Raw genomic sequence first — 16,989 nt, 5'->3', positions numbered from 1 at the left:
TTAAGGAGGTATAATGATTTACCGCCTCGCGCGTTCGGCCATGTTTCAGTTAGACCCTGAAAAAGCGCATGATTTGGCTATTAAGAACTTTTCTCGCTTCACCGGTACACCTCTCGATATTCTTTACCGTCAACACCTCCCTGAACGTCCTGTTGAAGTGATGGGACTCCGCTTTAAAAACCCTGTCGGTCTGGCTGCTGGTCTGGATAAAAATGGCGAATGCATCGATGCGTTTGGTGCCATGGGGTTTGGCTTTGTAGAAGTAGGCACGGTCACCCCGAAAGCTCAGCCTGGCAATGACAAGCCTCGTCTGTTCCGTGTTAAACCTGCTGAAGGCATTATCAACCGCTTTGGTTTTAACAACCATGGGGTGGATTATCTGGTCGAAAACGTGAAGAAAGCAACGTACGACGGCATCATCGGCATTAATATCGGTAAGAATAAAGATACACCGGTAGAGAAGGGTGCCGAGGATTACCTGATCTGTATGGATAAGGTTTATGAGCATGCTGGCTATATCGTTGTGAACATCTCTTCCCCGAATACGCCTGGGCTGCGAACGCTTCAATATGGTGAGGCGCTGGACGATTTGCTGACGCAGTTGAAAGCACGTCAGAAGTCACTGGCAGCGAAACATAATCGCTATGTCCCTCTGACGCTGAAGATCGCACCGGATCTTGAAGATCACGAACTGATCCAGATTGCGGATTCCTTGGTTCGAAATGAGATCGATGGCGTGATCGGGACGAACACAACCCTGGACCGTACACTGGTGCAAGGCATGCCGCACTGTGATGAAGCAGGGGGCCTGAGTGGCCGTCCATTGCAGCATCGCAGCACGGAAGTGATTCGGATGTTGAATCATGAATTGAAAGGCCAGATCCCGATTATCGGCGTTGGTGGCATTGATTCCGCCATTTCTGCCCGTGAGAAGCTACTGGCAGGTGCAAGCCTGGTTCAGATTTATTCAGGCTTTATTTATCACGGTCCTAAGCTGGTCAAAGACATCGTGATGCATTGCGATCTGCGTTAATCCAATCTTTTTGTGACGCCGTCACAGAATAACCTTCAGATGCTCAGACAAGCGCTCACGATTTTGTGAGCGTTTTTTCATATGAAATACCAATCGCAGTAAATCACTGGCCATCCTAGCTTGTTCAAATGTTCGATCACTGCGTTAGATTTTTTGATTGTAGAATGACTACTGATCTAAACAATCCGCCTTATTCTCAAACATTTTCCCTGCGCTATTTCTGATCATTGACTTACTTTGATTGGTATAAGCATGATAAAACACTCGAAATTGTCAAAATTACACATTATAACCTCATGATCTCTTAAGTTTTTTCCCCTTTTAATTTATCAGTTGCTTAGTACAATTCCCTTTACGTACTCATTTTCTTGCTTTGATTACAGTCTGAATACTGACATTGGAGCCTACCGTGTTAAAACCAAACAATTCGTGGACGTGGTATTACGACCAGAAGAATGACTCTCTAATGCTCGATCTGGGCGAAGAGATGGTTTTCCGCGTTTCCATTCCGAGCAAGCATTTGGTCAGCTGTGCATTTACCCGCGGTGAATTCACCGTGGATGATGCCAGCACGTATCAAACATTTCTTGAAAACATTCAAGCGCTGTCGCTTTCTGCACCCCGTAAGGTTGAGCTGGCATTAAACGCCGTGGCGGCAAGCCGCTTTCACAAACCGATGATGCCGAAAAGCTGGTTCTTCACCCAGCAGGAGAGGGAATATAGCCCTCAGAACGGTGAAATCATCATGCTGGACACCGAATTTGGTTCGGCTGCCTATTTAGTGATCGAGAATAGTGGCTGTGCGAGCCTGTGTATGCTGGCTGATGTCAATGCGCATCGCCTGGCTGTCGGGAAAGATCTGGACTTTTGTTGTGTCATTAAGGTGATGAACGACAGAATGCAGCCGGTGCAGCTCAATCAGGAGCTGGGATTCGCTTTAGTCGGTTAAAAGCCGGCCTGGGCGTGTCCCGCCTGTATCCTCTTTGAAACCAATCTACCACCCTGAACGCACGAATTCCTCCCCTGAATCTACGCCAATCATCTGAATTTCAATGTTGTGAACAGTACTGACCAGTTACTGTATCTGCCCCCCATTTTCTGATTCTTAAGAGACTTCAATCAATCTGTGTTCATACAGAAGCCCGACAATGTCTTGATGCAGGGATGACTGCGAATGTGTTCTATCTCATTTGCCATTCGAAAATCGGGTAGCGCATAGCGAGGTTACGAAAACAAACCTCATGTGAATGTCCCCATCCGTTAGAGATCCCTGGGGGTATAGAGCGGCTTGTCAGAGGGATTTTTCACCCAATCGGGCGAATAACCAGCATGCCGTACCCGTGAAAAAGTGGCAACCAAGTCAAAATACAGTAAATTTTTGCACTTTTTCATGCCTCTTTTTGTCACAGAATGGCAAAAAATTGCCAATCATCCAGCGTCTTTTTTTGTCTACAGGTGTCAATATTTCCTCGTTTTCCTCTATTTTGTAATTCAGAAACACAGGTGAAAGTGAGCCATGCTTTGTATTTCCTGATGGGAAATAATCGATGATTTCCTAGCGGGAAAGAATGATGTCCTTGTCTATACAAAGCCAGCACCGAGGCGAGCGCTTACCATCTTTGAAGAGCCGGCGAATGTTCCTTGTTCTGATGAACCTGGCTGAATCTGTATCTTTACCAATCATAATGCATTGATAATAAATGACTAAATATTATTGTTTCCTTTAGGAAACGATTGTGGGGCTTTAGTGTGGGCGCTTACAGACTTGATGTTCTGCTTGTTTTTTCAGTGACTTCCATCAATTTGTTTCCCTGTGGAAACGATGGTTTCGGGTTGCTTGACATCTGTCGATGGCAAAATGAGCGGGTGCAGTGCTTTGAAGGGCAAGAGAGCAAAGCTGTTTCAGTCCCTGAAGGATGCAGGTTGGTGGTTTTCAAATCGCTTGCGAGGATACTTTTCAAAAAAAGTGCGGCTGATTGTTGTGATACAGGCGTTTGGCGGGGATATCAGTTATAATCGCCGTCAACATTTGTATGAAAAGAAACTCATGAACCAATATCTCGCTATTACTTCCCGTGGCCTGGAAAATCTCCTTGCCGATGAACTGACACAACTGGGTGCATCACAGGTCAAAGTCGTGCATGCCGGGGTCCGTTTTTCTGCTGAACAGCATACAGCATACCGGTGTTGCCTCTGGACCCGTGTATCTTCACGGATTGTTCAGGTGCTGAGTGAATTCAATGTCAGAAATGACCTGGATCTTTATCTGGGTGCGACAGCGATTCACTGGGGGCAATACTTCAGTTCCCGGACACGTATTGTTGTTGATTTTAACGGGACCAACCGCGAAATCCGCAATAGCCAGTACGGTGCGATGAAAGTCAAAGATGCCATTGTGGATCGCTTTGTGAAAAGCAATGAACAGCGTCCGACCATCGACCGTGAGCGTCCGGACCTGCGGATTCATGTTCGTTTATCGGGTGAAAAAGCGATTATCGGACTGGATATGGCGGGCAGTGGCTTGCATCAGCGCGGTTACCGGACCGAGGCGGGTAAAGCCCCGCTGCGTGAAACACACGCTGCAGCGTTAGTGATGAAAAGCGGATGGACACCTGAGCAACCGATGCTGGATCCGATGTGTGGTTCCGGCACGCTGTTGATTGAAGCCGCGTTGATTGCGGCAGATATTGCGCCAGGCCTGAAACGCAAGCGCTGGGGCTTTGAAGCCTTAAACGACTTTGATGAGCCAGCATGGAGAGAGATTCACGCTGAAGCTTCCGTGAAAGCACGCCGTGGTGTCGGTAAAGTCACCTGCCGTTTCTTCGGCCGGGAAGAAGACCGACGCATGCTGAGTGTGGCCAGAGACAATGCGGGCCGCGCTGGTGTCAGTGAGCTCATCGATTTTGAATACGGTGACGCCACGCAACTGGTCAAGCCGAATGGCTTTGAAGCCGGTGTGATTTTGTGTAACCCGCCGTACGGTGAGCGTTTGGGCACAACGCCTGAGCTGATTTCTCTGTATACGGAGTTCGGGAATCGTCTGAAACTGGCGTTTGCGGGTTCTGTGGCTTCCATTTATTCATCGTCCAACGAACTGCTGAGCTGTTTGCGGATGCGAGCCGACAAACAATTCAAGCTGCGCAATGGTGCGCTGGATTGTGTCCTGAAAACTTACCTGATTACGGCCGGTGGTGTGAAGCAGGTTGAAGGTGCGGATGAAGGGCAGCTCGAAGAGAAGCAGGTTGCTCCGGATTTTGCGAATCGTCTGAAGAAGAATCTGGCCAAACTGGACAAGTGGGCTGCAAAAGAAAAGCTGGACTGTTACCGCGTCTACGACGCTGACTTGCCGGATTACAATGCTGCGATTGATAAGTACAAAGATCATATTGTGATTCAGGAATACGCAGCACCGAAATCAGTACCGGAAGAAACTGCCCGTCGCCGGTTGATGGATATCATGCGTGCAACGATTCAGGTGACTGGCGTTGAGAGCGATAAGGTGGTTCTGAAGGTTCGGGAACGCCAGAAAGGGAAGAGTCAATATCAGAAGCTGTCTAATGCCTCACGTTACATGACTGTAATGGAGTACGGCGTAAAACTTCAGGTCAATCTGTTTGATTATCTGGATACGGGCCTGTTCCTCGACCATAAGATTACCCGTCGGCGACTGGGTGAAATGGCGGAAGGCAAAGATTTCCTGAATCTGTTCGCTTATACCGGCTCTGCGACTGTCCATGCGGCCTGTGGTGGTGCGAAGTCGACGACAACCGTCGATATGTCGAATACCTATCTGCGTTGGGCACAGGAAAACATGGCGCTGAATGGCCAGGTGGGCCGTCAGCATGAATATATTCAGGCGGATTGTCTGCAGTGGCTGCAGGAAGTGGATGAGTCCTTTGATTTGATCTTTATTGATCCGCCAACGTTCTCGAATTCGAAGCGCATGAAACAAAGCTTTGATGTGCAGCGCGACCATATCATGCTGATGGAAAATCTGAAGCGGATGTTGCGTCCGGGCGGAGAGATTGTGTTCTCGAATAATAAGCGCCATTTCAAAATGGATCTCGAGAAGCTTGCTGAGCTGGGCCTGCAGGCGAAGAATATCTCTGCTTCCACATTACCGCAGGACTTTGCACGAAATCAGCAGATTCATAACTGCTGGATTATCACCCATAAGGATGGCGATGCCTGAATCGCCTGTGTTTGAGATTTAAGGGATTTTTTCTTGTCTATCATCCTTTACAGTACAGAAGGGTGCCACCTCTGTGAGCAGGCATATGCGCTGCTCACAGAAGTCGGTGTTGCCGGGCAGGTCAGCGTGATTGATATTGCGTTCGATGACGATCTGTTTTCTCGTTACGGCGTCACTATTCCTGTGGTTTCCCTGAATATCAATGGTTCTGTTTCTGAGCTTGGCTGGCCTTTTGATGCCAGCGAACTGTCGAATTGGTTAAAGACTCATGGCATTAATTAAAATCAGCAACGCCCAACTGGCGTATGGCGACCATCCCTTACTGGATGGCGCAGAATTCTTACTGCAACCGAATGAAAGAGTGTGTCTGGTTGGCCGAAACGGCGCTGGCAAATCCACGCTGATGAAAGTCATCGCTGGGGAAGTCCAATTGGATGATGGCAGTATTCAGCGGATGAGCGAGTTGAAAGTGGCTCGTCTGGAACAGGATCCCCCGCGAGATGCAGCAGGCAATGTGTTCGATTATGTTGCCGAGGGTTTGGCTGAAGTGGGTGGCTTGCTCCGGGATTATCACCATTTGCTTGATGCGATTACCTCCGACGCCAGCGAAACGAACTTTGCACGTCTGGCAAAGGTGCAGGAGCAACTCGACCATGCGGATGCCTGGCAGTTTGATAATCGGATCACCGCGGTTCTGGAGCACCTTGAACTTCAACCGGCCACATTACTGTCTGATCTGTCGGGCGGTTGGCAACGTAAAGCTGCGCTGGCCCGTGCGCTGGTCAGTGAGCCCGATATTCTGCTGCTGGATGAGCCGACGAACCACCTGGACGTTGCAACGATCGAGTGGCTGGAAGGTTTCCTGAAAGATTTCCGGGGCTCTATCATCTTTATCTCGCATGACCGGGCATTTATCCGTTCGATGTCGACCCGGATTGTTGACCTTGACCGCGGACAGCTCAACTCTTTCCCGGGAGACTACGACAAGTATCTGGATGCGAAAGAAGAGTTGCTGCGCGTGGAGAGCGAGCAGAATGCCGAGTTTGACAAGAAGCTTGCACAGGAAGAAGCCTGGATTCGTCAGGGCATCAAAGCACGCCGTACCCGTAATGAAGGTCGGGTACGTGCACTGAAGGCGCTTCGTGTTGAGCGGAGCGAGCGCCGTGAGGTCACGGGTAAAGCCGACATGCAGCTTCAGGAAGCGCGTCGCTCCGGTAAGGTTGTCTTTGAAGCTGAACACTTGAGCTATGGCTACGATGACAAGCCCATTATCAAAGATTTTAGCTTTAATGTGATGCGTGGCGATCGGATCGCACTGATTGGTCCGAACGGTTGTGGTAAAAGTACCTTACTCAAGCTAATGCTGGGTGAGCTGCAGGCGACCGAAGGACATTTCCATTGTGGTACCAAGCTCGAAGTGGCTTATTTCGATCAGTATCGTGAAATTCTGGATCCGGAAAAGACAGTGCTGGACAACCTGGCAGAAGGCAAGCAGGAAGTCATGGTCAATGGCCGTAGCCGTCATGCGCTGGGATACCTACAGGACTTCCTGTTTCATCCGAAACGTGCCCGAACGCCGGTCAAAGCGCTTTCCGGTGGGGAGAAAAACCGCCTGTTGCTGGCCAAACTCTTCCTGAAACCGAATAATTTGCTGGTACTCGATGAGCCAACGAATGATTTGGATATCGAAACTCTGGAACTTTTGGAAGAAATACTTGCCAATTATCAAGGCACTTTGCTTCTGGTCAGTCACGATCGTCAGTTTGTGGATAATACAGTGACCACAAGCTGGATTTTTGAAGGTCAGGGTGTCGTGAATGAGTATGTTGGCGGTTACCATGATGCTCAGGAACAACGCGCTAACTCAGTTGCCCAACGTGCGAAAGCACAAGCTGAAGCCATTGAGGCTGAAAAGAAGAAGACCGAAAACAAAGAGCGGCAGCAAGCCAACCGGGCGAAGCCTGCGAAGAAGCTGTCTTATAAGCTCCAGAAGGAACTTGAAGATCTGCCGGCTCGTTTAGAAGATTTGGAAAATGAAATTGCTGAACTGCAGGTGAAAATTAATGATCCTGCCTTTTTCCAGAGCGCATCGGATGACACGAAAGTGACCCTGTCACGCCTTGCGGAGGCGGAACAGGAACTTGAAGCTGCATTTGAGCGCTGGGAAGAGCTAGAAGCAATGCAGAAGGAATCCTAATGCGACATAAGACGTTTACGTTTTCGACACTGGCGGTTTTGATCGCCAGTGCGACTCAGGCTCAGGCGGCTGTCTACGACATCGTTGAAGTCTCTGGCGACAGCAGTGGTGTGGATGCACTGCAATATTACGATAAGAATACAAGCGAACTGACAGACAATGTTCAGTTTTACGGTCAGGGGATCAGCCAGTCTTCCGGTGAAAAATGCTTTGAAACCAGCTGTACGGCAGCAAACTACAAAGTGTTTGGTGAAAGCCGGTTTGGTAGTGATGGTATCGATATTCGCGATGAAATCCCGTATCAGTTGGATAACTTTCAGCAGATCAACGACCAGTGGTCTCTAGAGCGTTATTGTGATGCATCCCTCGGCTTTAATACCTGCGATAGCTGGGCCAATACCCGTTTCTTTGGTACGGGGTATAACACAGATAATCCCGAAGACGGACAGGGCTTCGGGGGCTTGCGCAAAGAGCAGTTTGCCTGGCGGAACAATTATTATGCCAATACGCTGCCAATGCTCGACAACGGCTCAGACGCTTTCGATCGTGTGACAACGTTCGCGAATAGCGCCACCGGTTATGATGCAGCTGTGACACCGTCACTGGGGACGCTGGTGGATGGCGGTGACCAAGTTTCTGCCAACGGCGCGGTGAGTGCTGTGGGATCTTCGACACTGGGTGATTACGCGCTTGGCGTCACCAGTTCAGCATACTTTACCCAAAACAATCGCTATGCCCGTCAGTTCAATAAGCGTGGCTTTGTGAATTTGGGCAGTAATATGGTTTCTCTGTTACCGATTGCAGGCAATGACCTGGTGAAGCACACAGGACAAACGCTGGCAACAGATGCCGTTGAATTTCCGGCAGGTAACTTGCTGGTGGTCGGCAGCGCGGCATTTTCACCGTCTGAGCTGAATAACAACATCAAGTTGCCAGACGATGTGCCAATCAGCCGGGGGGATCTGAATAACTGTAAAACTAAGGCTTCAAATCCAGCCCAGTTGTTTGGCACGGATCAGGCGTCCTGGGCTTGTCAGTTTATGGTGTTTGCCAACGATGCCGTGTTCTGGAATGTTGATGGTTCAACGAATCCGGAAGCGCAGCGGCTTGCCGCGCGTCCTTCGGACCGGCCTGCACTCGACCCGGACGACAGCAATCGTTCTTTCCAGGCATCTGCCCGTGCGGTTGCACTGGTTGGTGAAAGTGAACTAGATAAGAAACCGGTGATGGTCGGTTACACCACAGATTCCGTGGATAACGATTACTATGCGGTCCGCGCTGCTGTGTACAAACTGAAAGAGGGTGTGGATACCACACAGCCACCGAAAGCAGACGACTGGACATTTTCCTATATTCCGAACCTGAATATTGAATCGGGTAACGATCGTATCTATCGCTATACCATTGCCACAGATATTAACGGGCAGGGCAAAGTGATCGGTGTGGCCAAGTCTGCCCGCTCTGAAGAACGTTCATTCGCAGAAAGAATGTACCTGTTTGATGTGAACAATAATACTTTCTCTTGGTTGGACAGCTCTGTCAGCAGCCTGTTCTTCCAGGGTTCGAATGGGTTCGCCAGTGAGATCAATGACAATGGCCAGATTGTCGGTTGGGTCGATACCGAAACGGTCAATCAGGTGAACGGTCGTCAGCGCCGTCAACGCGCTTTTACTTACCTGTCCGGTAGTGACGTTGTCACGGATGCATTGCCAGCGAAATCAGCCTGGTTGCTTGATGACCTGACGAATGATGATGTTGTGGGTGGTAAAGCGAACCAGTTTCGCATTGCTCAGGCCACAGGCATCAATGATGCGGGTGTGATCTCGGCAACTGCACTGAAATGCGACACTGGCTATAAAAGTCTGAGTAAGTCTGCTGAGTGTGAAGGTGATGAACGTTTAGTCGCGGTGAAGCTGGTGCCTCGTGTTGATGCGACGGTACAACCGCGTGTTGAAGAAAAAGAAACGGTATCCCGGAAAGGTGGCTCAATTGGTTTGGTGACGTTGTCACTTCTTGCATTATTTGGGTTACGCCGGAAACGGTAATTTTGTCAGATTTGTTCAATTTTTAATCAGGCTCACAAGTTGTGAGCCTGATTTTTTTTGTAGGTTGATATCTGAGTCGAAATATCCAATCCTTAGAAGTGGAGTCACAAAAGCTCCATCATTATGTAATGGTAATGATCAATACGAATAAGGATGAGGATCGAACTATGAAGAGACAAAAGCGGGATCGTCTGGAACGCGCACAATCTCGAGGCTATCAAGCTGGTTTAAGTGGTCGTTCCAGTGACACATGTCCATATCAAACTGTGGATGCCCGTATGAATTGGCTAGGTGGCTGGCGAGATGCAAGAGAAGAACTGCACTCTGGCCGAATGAAATAATTATAGTCTTTCCCCCTCATATCCAACCATACAGAGCCCCTTCGGAGTAGGGGCTTCATTTTATCTGGCTTCCATAAAAGGAAAAGGCCGCAAGATGCGGCCTTATCGGTATACAAAGCTTACTGAACCTTAGAACGTTGAAGTGTCCTGGAACAGGCCCACTTTCAGGTCTTTGGCAACGTAGATTTCTTTACCGTCTACCAGAACGCGGCCATCAGCAACACCCATGATTAGCTTGCGGTTAATCACGCGCTTCATTTGAATTTCATAGGTGACTTTTTTAGCGGTTGGCAGGATCTGGCCGGTGAACTTCACTTCACCAACACCCAGAGCGCGGCCTTTGCCTTCGCCACCGATCCAGCCCAGGAAAAATCCAACCAGCTGCCACATGGCATCCAGACCCAGACAACCAGGCATGACCGGGTCGCCCGGGAAGTGGCAGTCAAAGAACCACAGATCCGGGGTAATATCTAATTCGGCAATGATTTCGCCTTTACCAAACGCACCGCCTTCATCAGTGATTTTGGCAATACGGTCCATCATCAGCATGTTTGGTGCTGGTAATTGCGGGCGGCCAGGACCAAACAGTTTACCCTGGCTTGATTCGAGGAGATCGTCACGGTTGTAAGAATTGCATTTCTTCATTGGATGCTTATTTCTCTTTGAAATTATTGGGGCAATTTAGCTTACACCTGTACGCTAAACAACTCGGATCAGTTGTGGCCCAACCAGTTCCTCATCTTCGTAAATAAGCCTGGTCTGCCTTCCTCATGACCATGATGTGCATGAGCAATACGTTCTGCAATCACATCCAGTAAGGTGGTTTCTTCACTTTCCTCGTTGTGCTTATCCCGGCGAAAGGCTTTGTTCGTTAATAAGGGTAGTGCTTCATCAACACTTTCGACAGTCCAGATATGGAAGTTGCCTTGCTGAATGGCATCCAGAACCTCATCGGAAAGGCACAGATTACTCCGGTTTGTTTTCGGTAAGATGACACCTTGCTTGCCCGTCAGGCCACGGAAGGCACAAACCTTATAAAATCCTTCAATTTTTTCGTTGATGCCACCCACCGCCTGTACACGACCAAACTGATCGACGGCACCTGTGACGGCAATTTGCTGATTGATAGGCTGCTGTGCCAGCGCAGAGACCAGAGAGCACAACTCAGCCAGAGAGGCGCTGTCTCCGTCGACTTCACTGTAGGATTGCTCAAAAACAATGGATGCAGCGAATGGCAGGGGTTGATCCAGGTCCAGCGCGGCACTGATAAAGGCCTGCATAATCATCATGCCCTTCGCATGGATATTTCCGGCCAGTTCTGCCTTGCGTTCAACATCGGAGATATCTCCATCACCAAAATGAACGACACAGGAGATACGAGCAGGTTCACCGTAGGCTGTCGGGTGGCCTGGCATCTCAACCACGGTCAGTCCGTTGACCTGACCGACTTCTTGTCCCTGACAGTTGATGATCACTTGACCGTGATGAATGTCTTCAATCGCGCGTTCAGGCAGATATGAGCTTCGGTATTCTTTCGCCTTCAGGGCCTGTTTCAAATGTTCAGCATGAATCGGGCCGCCCTGAGATTCAATCGCAGCTTCACACAGCAGGCTCTGGTGCCAGATAGGACACAGAGGCAGACGATATTGATCTTCTTCATGTCTTGCACCTGTGCGCATCAGAAGCTTCAGGGCTTCTGGGTCAGCGATATCAGGCAGGTTGGCATTGCGAATGACTGATTTCAGATAAGCCAGATATTTCGGCAGGCTTTCCTGATTCAAACGTAAGTCCTGTTCAAATTCGGCATACATACTGAATCCGGATAAAATATCAGGCTCTGCATTTTCAAGCTCAGCCATCAGAAAGCGATCACCGATCAAAACCAGCTTGACGTTCAGTGTTTCAGTCGCTGGTAGCGGGTAGAGTTTCTTTTGCGTGATTGGTTGCCAGTCTAACTGTCCATTCATCAAAACGGCTTTGAGTCGGGGCCAGAGGCTTGGATTGGCCAGAATGCTAGCCACAGATAAAACCAGATAGCCATTGTGAGCTTGATGCAGCAAGCCGTGCTTGACCTGAGGCTTAGTAATTTTGCCATCTTCCAGTGGCGGGTAAACCGCCCCGAACAGATTGACTTCAGTGACGTTGTCACCTGCAATCACAACGGTTGGTTCATCGGTAGGTGTACGGTGAATGCGATCGAAATGTCTCAACAAATCAATCATATAATGACGATAGATCTGATTATCGGGTGCTGTGATTCTCAGCACTCTGGGTTGAATGTTCACAGCAGTGAATCGGCGTACAGCATCGCACAGACGATCTTGTAAAATGCCTGTAGGTGCAGGGGATTGAGTTGTATATTGCTCCAGAACCGACTGATAAGCCGAGTAATCTGGAAGCATGGTACGCCAGGATTCTTCTTGCATAACTTGGTGTAATTTCCGTTACTGTGAAAAAGACAGCAGTATAATGGAATCGCACGTCGCATAATAGGTGATGTGCAGATTTAACATTTCAATACGATACAGACGTGATCTGACTTCAGCACGGCACTAAAAACAAATGTTTACTGTGCTTGCACCGTTGTACTCAGGAAGACCTTTGGTTACACTGTCACAGTATAGTCATTGTCATCATCAACAACTCGAATAAGCAGCGGATTATGAAATATCAGCAATTGGAAAATCTGGAAGCAGGTTGGAAGTGGGGATATCTGGTCAAAAAGTACAAAGAGGGTGAAATCATCACTCGGTACATTGACACCAGTGAAGCTGAAGCAGCAGTTCAATTGTTGTTGGAACTTGAACATGAGCCAACCAAAGTCATGGATTGGATTCACAAGCATATGTCCCCGGTGCTGGAAAACAAGATGAAACAGGCAATCCGGGCAAAGCGGAAACGCCACTTTAACGCTGAACAGATTCATACACGGAAAAAGTCCATCGATCTGGATTATCGTGTGTGGGAGAAGCTTGCTGATAAGTCCAGAGAGCTCGATTGCACGCTCTCTGACACAATTGAATACTTGTTGAGTGAGAGCAGCAAATCCGTTGAAGCAAGCAAAAAGGTCCAGGATCTGAAACAAGACTTAAGTAAATTGCTTCAAATCGAATGATTCACTATACCTATACCAAGCGCTGTTTTTTTGAGGACGGAAATAATGGAATATGTTCTTTTAGTAGCTGTTGCGGTACTGATTCTGGTCTTTAAAGATCGCCCTGTGATGGTTTTACAGTTTGAACAGGGTCAACTCAAGCAAACAAAAGGGAATATTCCCACTGGCTTTTTAAACGGTTGTAAAGACATCGCACACCGAGAGCCATTCACCGGGAAAATAAAAGTGTATAAGAACCGATTCACGACGAAGTTGGTTTTCTCAAAAAGTGTTCCCGCGAAGGTCAAACAGAAAATTCACAATGTGTTCCCGTTTGCTGTCAGTAATCGTAAAACGGGCAAGAAGCAAGCCTGATTTTCGCTGAGAAAAGCCTGCCAAGTGCAGGCTTTATTGCGTTTGGCTAGTGCACTATAACTTATGAGAGAGTCAATCATTGCTTTAGAATAACGAAATCACAAACTAGGATTGCGTTATTTTCTCAATACACTGGTTCAGCTTATTCATTGAAAGGGGTTTGACAATATAGCCTGACGGTTTATGGGAGATGACCGTTTTCACCGTCTCTATCTCATTCTCTCCGGTGACAATGACAACGGGCAGATCTGGGCTGTCTTCTTTGACTTTAGAGAGTAAGGCCAAGCCATCAAGTGGTTCGTTCAGATTCAAATCCAGGAAGATACAATCGAGCGTATGGCCAATCAGTTTAGACTTTTCCAATATCGCTTCAGCTTGCGTGATTGAACCCGCATAGAGCAGTGTTTGCGGTTGAATACTGTTCCGAAGAAGCTGTGCCAGTATTTGCGCCATGACTTTACTATCTTCGATAATCAGCACATTCTTCATTCACAGTATCCTTTTCATTTCCCAGAGATTTATCTATTGCTAAAGTAGATAAACTTTAAGCGTTGTTCTAGGAATATTAGCTCTTACTTGATGCATCTAGTGCACTATAACTTATGTATTTACTAAAAATATCTATATCCTCACAAAACAGTGAAACATCACTCAACAGCTTTCATAGGAAGATTCCTTGATGTTACTCACGCTGCAAAGAACTTCTCATACAGCTTGGACATTCTGATGCTATGTTACCTGAGCTAAACCCACACCAAATGCTTGTAAGGTGATTTTGTGTCTGCCGCTCCAATCCATTCATATCTGAGTTACTTCCGACGATGTTATCGTGAAGATAGTCAGGATCTTTCTCTTTCGAATATCGCCAAATTACGTGCGGATCGCAGGGTTGTCATTGAAGAAGAAGAATTACTTTTCTCTGGCATGTTGCCAATGTTACCTGTCAGCCATCCAGACGCTGAATCTCTGTCCATACAAGCTGATTTATCGCGCCGAGAAAAACGCTTAATTTATGGGACATTCCTAGTCAAAGGGAAAATCAGTGTTTCTCATGGCTTTTCAACAGAAAGACAGATTTGTTCTCCCATCATTTTTATGCCGGCTGAGTTCCAGAAAGATGAAAGTGGCCATCTTTGCATTCAAGCAAAAACTGACGATATCAGACTAAACAGAGACATCCTCCGGCAAATCTTGAAGCCGGATATCGACCCGCAAACAATCGATACATTCCCAATGCCGGATTATCCAGTTCGCGACATCGATATTTCACAAATGGGTCACTGGCTGAGGGTTCATACTCAAATTTCAGCCCTGGAACATCTAGCCAACTGGCCGCAATTAGAGTCAGCCAAGGCAGTGATGAAAATGCCTCGCACAGGGAAAGTGGAACTGTCATGTGGAAGCCTGTTATTCCTTGCCGAAAGAAGTCGGGGAGTACGCGGTACTCTACATGAATTAAATGAGCTGATCAGTGAAACCGCATTTTCACAACCTTTCAATGCGTTATTCCCAAGGCAAGTGGCACCTGATTTCACTCCGGCCAGCAAAAAAAATGTGAATCAAACATTCCACTGCAGCCTACCTTATCAACTCAGTCTCCCTCAGCAAGCCGCGCTGAATAATGCGGCTAATTATCCACTCAGCCTGATCTCCGGACCACCTGGTACTGGGAAAAGCTTTACTATTGCAGCCATGGCAATCGACCGAATGATGCAGGGCGAGTCTGTACTGATTGTTGCGAAAACTGAGCAGGCCATCGACGTGATTGCCGAAAAGCTGCGAGATAGCTTTGGCCTGGACAATGGCTATGTTCACGCAACCAGTCTTTCTTTCAATAAGACAATGCGGCAGTATCTGGAGCAACTTCTTCATTCCGGCATAAATGTAACAGCGTCACATGGTAATTTTCCGCAAGCGCAGCAGCGGAAACTCGAAAGCGCAGCAAAGCAGCTTCGTCATGCAGAACGTACCTTTTCCAAAGCTCTATGGATTTCTCGATTCGCCAGTGGTGAAAACTCCGGCGTCTGGTTCAAGAAGCTTCAAGCACGTGTTCACAGCTTATGGAATGACCATCACAAGCTTTGGGACAAACAAAAGCATTTGCATGAAACAACGCAGTTGTATCATCAGGTTGCAATGACTGAAATCAACCGAGTCCGGGCGACTCAAATCGAACGCGTCCTTCAGAAGAACAGGGCACAACTACATCAGTTTTGGGATGCCCTGAAAGCCAGACATTCTAAAACTCAGGAAGAACGTTTTGCAAACACGGACTTTTCAATCATTAATCAAGCTTTTCCAATTTGGCTGGTGACAACTGAAGAGCTGAGTCAGTCGTTACCACGACAAGAATCGATGTTTGATCTCGTGATATTTGATGAAGCATCACAAAGTGATATTGCCAGTGCTTTACCTGCAATCTATCGCGCGAAACGCGCTGTAGTCGCAGGTGATGTGAAGCAACTCAGGCATATTTCATTTCTTTCCAGAGCGCAACAATCTCAGTTTTGGCAATTGGAAAACCTGCCGCCAAGTGAACTCGAAAAGTATGCGTATCGAGATCGTTCATTGCTTGATTTAGTTTCTGCATGCATTACCGATCAAACTGCTGTCACTTTTCTGGATGAACACTTTCGAAGTCAGCCTGATCTGATTCATTTCAGTAACCAGTATTTCTATCAAAATCGCTTAAAAGTCATGAAAGCCAGGCCGGCAGCGTCACAGCAGGCTGCATTAAGTTTTCAATACATACCCGATGGCCAGAGAAGTCGGACAGGTAAAAATGATCAGGAAAAGGCTGCCGTGCTATCTCTGATTGAAACACACATTCTCGCCAGTACAGCGGAAGCATTGCCTCTGAGTATTGGCGTGATTTCGCCATATCGCGAACAGGCGATGTATCTTGAGTCAGCCATTGAATCATTTTTCCCACATGAGGTGATTCAGAGGCACGCCATCAGAGTTTCCACGCCCTTTGGTTTTCAGGGCGAGGAGCGGGATCTGATGATTCTATCCATGGCAATCGACGCACAAAGCAACCGGGCAGCAGCTTATTTAAATCGTGAAGATATGTTTAATGTCATGATCACTCGTGCCAGACAAGCCCAAATCGTTGTGCATTCTGTTCTGGCAACCGATCTCAGCCCTCAGAATCTGTTCCGACGTTATTTGCAGGAAAACCATCAAGAGACAGCCGAACCAGCCTCAGCAACCGTCATCCTATGCGACTTTGCTCAGCAGATGAAAGCGTCACTTGAGCACGCTGGCATTCAGTATTGGGTTCACTCGGCAGTTGCCGGCGAAAACATTGATATCATTTGCCAACACCAGGGCAACACATTAGGCCTGGACTTGATCGGTTATGAAGGCGAGTTTGAATCATATTTTGATATTCACACGCATCGTACATTTCAGCGTGCTGGCTTATCTGTTCTCCCGGTTCCATACAAACTGTGGAAGAAGGAGCCAGAGCGCGTCATCACTGAGATTTTAGAAAGACTCAACATCAGTGACGCCGTCACTTAATGGGAACTTGAAGCCATAAAAAGCAGTCCCTCGAGTGAAGCGATCATGAAAACATCCACGAGAGGAAGCCGTGGAGAATCCAATACAAATAAGTGATCCTGTAACTTTTAAAATATCCAATGTTTTATGCAGAGATAACTCAGACATATACAGCAGCATGTCTGCAATTTCATTGATCATCATAACG

The 16,989-nt window shown here is 47.7% G+C and carries 13 protein-coding genes; 10 read left to right on the top strand and 3 right to left on the bottom strand.

What is annotated here, in order from left to right:
- Positions 1 to 13 precede the first annotated feature (13 nt).
- The 7 genes from pyrD (at position 14) to rmf (ending at position 9,808) form a co-directional block, all read left to right on the top strand.
- The gene (gene pyrD, locus KDD30_RS07030) at positions 14 to 1,033 is read left to right on the top strand and encodes a quinone-dependent dihydroorotate dehydrogenase (protein ID WP_211648765.1); all 1,020 of its coding nucleotides are present in this window, start codon (positions 14 to 16) and stop codon (positions 1,031 to 1,033) included.
- 409 nt (positions 1,034 to 1,442) lie between these two features.
- Positions 1,443 to 1,982, top strand: a complete 540-nt coding sequence (locus tag KDD30_RS07025) for a cell division protein ZapC (RefSeq protein ID WP_211648763.1) — start codon at positions 1,443 to 1,445, stop codon at positions 1,980 to 1,982.
- A gap of 1,098 nt (positions 1,983 to 3,080) precedes the next feature.
- Positions 3,081 to 5,225 (top strand): bifunctional 23S rRNA (guanine(2069)-N(7))-methyltransferase RlmK/23S rRNA (guanine(2445)-N(2))-methyltransferase RlmL, encoded by a 2,145-nt coding sequence (gene rlmKL, locus KDD30_RS07020; RefSeq protein WP_211648761.1) that lies wholly within the window; start codon positions 3,081 to 3,083, stop codon positions 5,223 to 5,225.
- A 33-nt stretch (positions 5,226 to 5,258) separates the two neighbouring features.
- Entirely contained in the window at positions 5,259 to 5,507 is a 249-nt protein-coding gene (locus tag KDD30_RS07015) for a glutaredoxin family protein (protein ID WP_211648752.1), read from the top strand.
- Positions 5,494 to 7,422: an ABC transporter ATP-binding protein gene (locus KDD30_RS07010; protein ID WP_211648749.1), complete on the top strand. Its 1,929-nt coding sequence runs from the start codon at positions 5,494 to 5,496 to the stop codon at positions 7,420 to 7,422. The genes KDD30_RS07015 and KDD30_RS07010 overlap by 14 nt, the downstream gene beginning before the upstream one ends.
- Positions 7,422 to 9,467, top strand: a complete 2,046-nt coding sequence (locus KDD30_RS07005; RefSeq protein WP_211648742.1) for a DUF3466 family protein — start codon at positions 7,422 to 7,424, stop codon at positions 9,465 to 9,467. Before KDD30_RS07010 ends, KDD30_RS07005 begins: the two co-directional genes overlap by 1 nt.
- 167 nt (positions 9,468 to 9,634) lie before the next feature.
- Entirely contained in the window at positions 9,635 to 9,808 is a 174-nt protein-coding gene (rmf, locus tag KDD30_RS07000) for a ribosome modulation factor (protein ID WP_211648735.1), read from the top strand.
- 129 nt (positions 9,809 to 9,937) lie between these two features.
- Here the strand turns inward: rmf and fabA are convergent, their stop codons facing one another.
- Both fabA and KDD30_RS06990 read right to left on the bottom strand, forming a co-directional pair.
- Positions 9,938 to 10,453 carry a bifunctional 3-hydroxydecanoyl-ACP dehydratase/trans-2-decenoyl-ACP isomerase gene (fabA, locus tag KDD30_RS06995; RefSeq protein ID WP_211648733.1) on the bottom strand — a complete coding sequence of 172 codons (516 nt, stop codon included), beginning with the start codon at positions 10,451 to 10,453 and terminating at the stop codon, positions 9,938 to 9,940.
- A 68-nt stretch (positions 10,454 to 10,521) separates the two neighbouring features.
- Positions 10,522 to 12,234 carry a Lon protease family protein gene (locus tag KDD30_RS06990; RefSeq protein ID WP_211648731.1) on the bottom strand — a complete coding sequence of 571 codons (1,713 nt, stop codon included), beginning with the start codon at positions 12,232 to 12,234 and terminating at the stop codon, positions 10,522 to 10,524.
- Positions 12,235 to 12,470: 236 nt separating this feature from the next.
- Between KDD30_RS06990 and matP the strand changes: the two genes are divergently transcribed.
- Together matP and KDD30_RS06980 are read left to right on the top strand one after the other, a co-directional pair.
- Positions 12,471 to 12,923, top strand: coding sequence for a macrodomain Ter protein MatP (matP, locus tag KDD30_RS06985; RefSeq protein WP_211648729.1), 453 nt, complete (start codon positions 12,471 to 12,473; stop codon positions 12,921 to 12,923).
- A 45-nt stretch (positions 12,924 to 12,968) separates the two neighbouring features.
- The gene (locus tag KDD30_RS06980) at positions 12,969 to 13,277 is read left to right on the top strand and encodes a DUF3634 family protein (protein WP_211648727.1); all 309 of its coding nucleotides are present in this window, start codon (positions 12,969 to 12,971) and stop codon (positions 13,275 to 13,277) included.
- Positions 13,278 to 13,382: 105 nt separating this feature from the next.
- Here the strand turns inward: KDD30_RS06980 and KDD30_RS06975 are convergent, their stop codons facing one another.
- Positions 13,383 to 13,766, bottom strand: a complete 384-nt coding sequence (locus KDD30_RS06975; RefSeq protein ID WP_211648720.1) for a response regulator — start codon at positions 13,764 to 13,766, stop codon at positions 13,383 to 13,385.
- Positions 13,767 to 14,054: 288 nt separating this feature from the next.
- Here KDD30_RS06975 and KDD30_RS06970 point away from each other — a divergent pair, with 288 nt between their 5' ends.
- Entirely contained in the window at positions 14,055 to 16,802 is a 2,748-nt protein-coding gene (locus tag KDD30_RS06970; protein ID WP_211648712.1) for a DEAD/DEAH box helicase, read from the top strand.
- Positions 16,803 to 16,989 lie beyond the last annotated feature (187 nt).

Source organism: Photobacterium sp. GJ3, from assembly GCF_018199995.1.
GTDB lineage: Bacteria > Pseudomonadota > Gammaproteobacteria > Enterobacterales > Vibrionaceae > Photobacterium.
The sequence above is the reverse complement of the archived record's forward strand: the minus strand, read 5'-3'. Positions and strand labels throughout refer to the sequence as shown.

Excerpts from the sequence above, each read along its gene's own strand:
- pyrD (WP_211648765.1), top strand. The coding sequence starts at position 14 with ATGATTTACCGCCTCGCGCGTTCGGCCATGTTTCAGTTAGACCCTGAA.
- rlmKL (WP_211648761.1), top strand. The coding sequence starts at position 3,081 with ATGAACCAATATCTCGCTATTACTTCCCGTGGCCTGGAAAATCTCCTT.
- KDD30_RS07010 (WP_211648749.1), top strand. The coding sequence starts at position 5,494 with ATGGCATTAATTAAAATCAGCAACGCCCAACTGGCGTATGGCGACCAT.
- KDD30_RS07005 (WP_211648742.1), top strand. The coding sequence starts at position 7,422 with ATGCGACATAAGACGTTTACGTTTTCGACACTGGCGGTTTTGATCGCC.
- rmf (WP_211648735.1), top strand. The coding sequence starts at position 9,635 with ATGAAGAGACAAAAGCGGGATCGTCTGGAACGCGCACAATCTCGAGGC.
- fabA (WP_211648733.1), bottom strand. The coding sequence starts at position 10,453 with ATGAAGAAATGCAATTCTTACAACCGTGACGATCTCCTCGAATCAAGC.
- KDD30_RS06990 (WP_211648731.1), bottom strand. The coding sequence starts at position 12,234 with ATGCAAGAAGAATCCTGGCGTACCATGCTTCCAGATTACTCGGCTTAT.
- matP (WP_211648729.1), top strand. The coding sequence starts at position 12,471 with ATGAAATATCAGCAATTGGAAAATCTGGAAGCAGGTTGGAAGTGGGGA.
- KDD30_RS06980 (WP_211648727.1), top strand. The coding sequence starts at position 12,969 with ATGGAATATGTTCTTTTAGTAGCTGTTGCGGTACTGATTCTGGTCTTT.
- KDD30_RS06975 (WP_211648720.1), bottom strand. The coding sequence starts at position 13,766 with ATGAAGAATGTGCTGATTATCGAAGATAGTAAAGTCATGGCGCAAATA.